Origin of the sequence: Fuchsiella alkaliacetigena (genome assembly GCF_023227765.1) — a bacterium.
In the GTDB taxonomy this organism is placed as follows: Bacteria; Bacillota; Halanaerobiia; order Halobacteroidales; family Acetohalobiaceae; genus Fuchsiella; species Fuchsiella alkaliacetigena.
Window position 1 is genome coordinate 1 of sequence record NZ_JALKBZ010000104.1, and the last position, 2290, is coordinate 2290.

Annotated in this window: 2 protein-coding genes; both read right to left on the minus strand. The window is 35.4% G+C overall.

Annotated elements, in window-relative coordinates; all coding sequences use genetic code 11:
- Positions 1 to 72 precede the first annotated feature (72 nt).
- Complete coding sequence (locus MWH30_RS13640; RefSeq protein ID WP_248664650.1) at positions 73 to 741, minus strand: cache domain-containing protein; 669 nt, start codon at positions 739 to 741, stop codon at positions 73 to 75.
- Between the two features lie 338 nt (positions 742 to 1079).
- A complete protein-coding gene (locus MWH30_RS13645; RefSeq protein ID WP_248664651.1) occupies positions 1080 to 2162 on the minus strand; it encodes a hypothetical protein in 1083 nt (360 codons plus the stop codon).
- Positions 2163 to 2290 lie beyond the last annotated feature (128 nt).

Sequence of the window (2290 nt, forward strand, 5' to 3'; positions counted from 1 at the left end):
GGCATTATTTTTTACCCCCTATAATTATTATAAAGTGTTAACTAACCTTTTGTCCAACATCAATAGGGGGCGTCACACAGCTAAAGATAGAGAAACTTTACTTTCTTCTTCACCGGTATTATCAATAGCTTTTACCTTATTAAGCATTTTTCTATTAATATCAAGAATTTCATCAACTTCTGAGGTGGTTTTGCCTTGTACCCAAAGGTTAATTATTTCTTCTCTTGTGTTTTCATCTTCATAAAAAATGGGAAGCACTACTCTAAAGCCATAGCCTGCTACTCCTTTTTCCAGTCCTTTTACTATTTCTTGGGACTGATTAGCCTCATTTACAGTATCTCTAAAGCTACTTAGATCATCACCGTAACTATCAGGCATATGTAATCTTAAAAAACTAGTAGAATCAGGAAGATGGAATTGCCATTGTGGATAATAATCCTCAACTTCTCTATAGGAATCTTGTAACATTTCTAAAAGCTTCTCTCTATCGCGCTCCGCAAAGGCTTTCTGTATTTCAGGATTATTGGCAATACTTAAAGCAGTAGACTTTGCTTTATTGAGTTGTTCTTCCTTTCTTCTCTGCATAGTATTAGCTAAAAAATACTTCTCTAAATTCTGATTCTCTTCTACTAAGTTAAAAGCTTGATTTCCCATATAAATTATAATAGTACCTGATAAAATGATTATACAAATAATAACTATTAAAAATATCTTACCCTTAAGTGACATCTTTTTAAGCACTATTGTTATCTCCTTTATAATTACCATTTAAGCTTTTACTATTACTTCTTATAGCATACTCATATTATTAGAAGACATTTTATAAACTGTTTTAACTGTTAAAGTTAAGATTTTTCTATAATTGTCATTTATAATCCCTACATCACTTTAACTACTTCCCTAGTTAATTATAACACAATCAAACAGCAAATTTCCAGTCACTATACTACAAAATTGAAAAAGCAAAAAAGGAAACAGCAGTTAATAAAACATAAATACCTAAAGGCTCCTGCTTTTAGATAGGTAGGAGCCTTTAGGGTTAATAGAAATATTTTATCATTTTAAACTAATAATCTAAATTAAAAACGACCAATGATTACATCATCTTCACTAAGAATACCAGCTTCTACTAAAGCACGCTGATAAGATGTGCATTCTCTAGACATTCTTACTGTAGCGCCAGCAATTCCGTCCATTGAGTTCTGAGCTGTACGTGTTGCCCCGCTTGGAACATCTACTCCAAATATATTATCTTCGTTGACAGCATCTCCCCAACGAGAGTTGCCTTCCCAGTCAACCAAAGAAGTTACCTCCGTTGCATCTTGGCCGATTAAATAGTCTGCCACTGCCTCATAATTACCAGACCAGCCACCCTTACTATGATAACCATACTCAACATCCATTGCAGCCGGTGTGCCACCTTCAAACTCCACTCCCATAGCTTCTAAAAACTCTTTTACAGAAGTATCATTATCCATTCCAGCAAAAGTACCGTATTCGTAAACTACATGGTTCCAGGTGCTGTGGATATCAAAGATTGTATTATCAGCTTTCGCATCCCAATCAGGTGTAGCTCCACCACTGGTTCTTTCAGTAGGAATAAACTGCTCTTCATTTCCAACAGTTAAACCTTCTCCTACAGTTATATTTTCAAAATCATAGTCAGCCGGAAACTTCATTTCAAACTGGAATCTAGTCCAAGGGTCTACTACTACTGCCGCAGTTTCTCCAGTATTTTCATTTACTTTTACGGCCCAAAGACCCATCATATTATTGGTTGAAATTTTAAACATAGAGTTCCCTTTTTGCAGATCATCTCCATCGATTTGAGCTATTGTAGGCTCTTCGTTGAAGTCAACCCAAATATCTGCACTATCGTCATCGCGAATCCCCCAGTAACCATCATTCTCCTCAAAATAACGCATTTTAACATCTTTGATAATTCCGTGGTCGTCCAACTCAAGGATAGTTTCAATATACCTACCTGTATCCTCAAAGTCTACTCCGTCTGCTTCATGTTGCCAAGAATAGCCCACATATCGTCCGGCTAATGAATCATCATTTGCGCTAACTGCAGCTTCATCACTTCTACATCCTGCTACTATTGCTAATAAAGATAAAGCTAATACAAATAACATCAGAACTTTTACTTTACTTTTCATTAAATAACCTCCCCTTTCGAATTTTTAAATCTAGATTTTACTTTCACTAGCTTAACCCGAGTTCGACAGTTCATAGGTATAAAATAACTATTTAGAGGTCAGAAACCTTGATATAGCAGGGTTTGTGA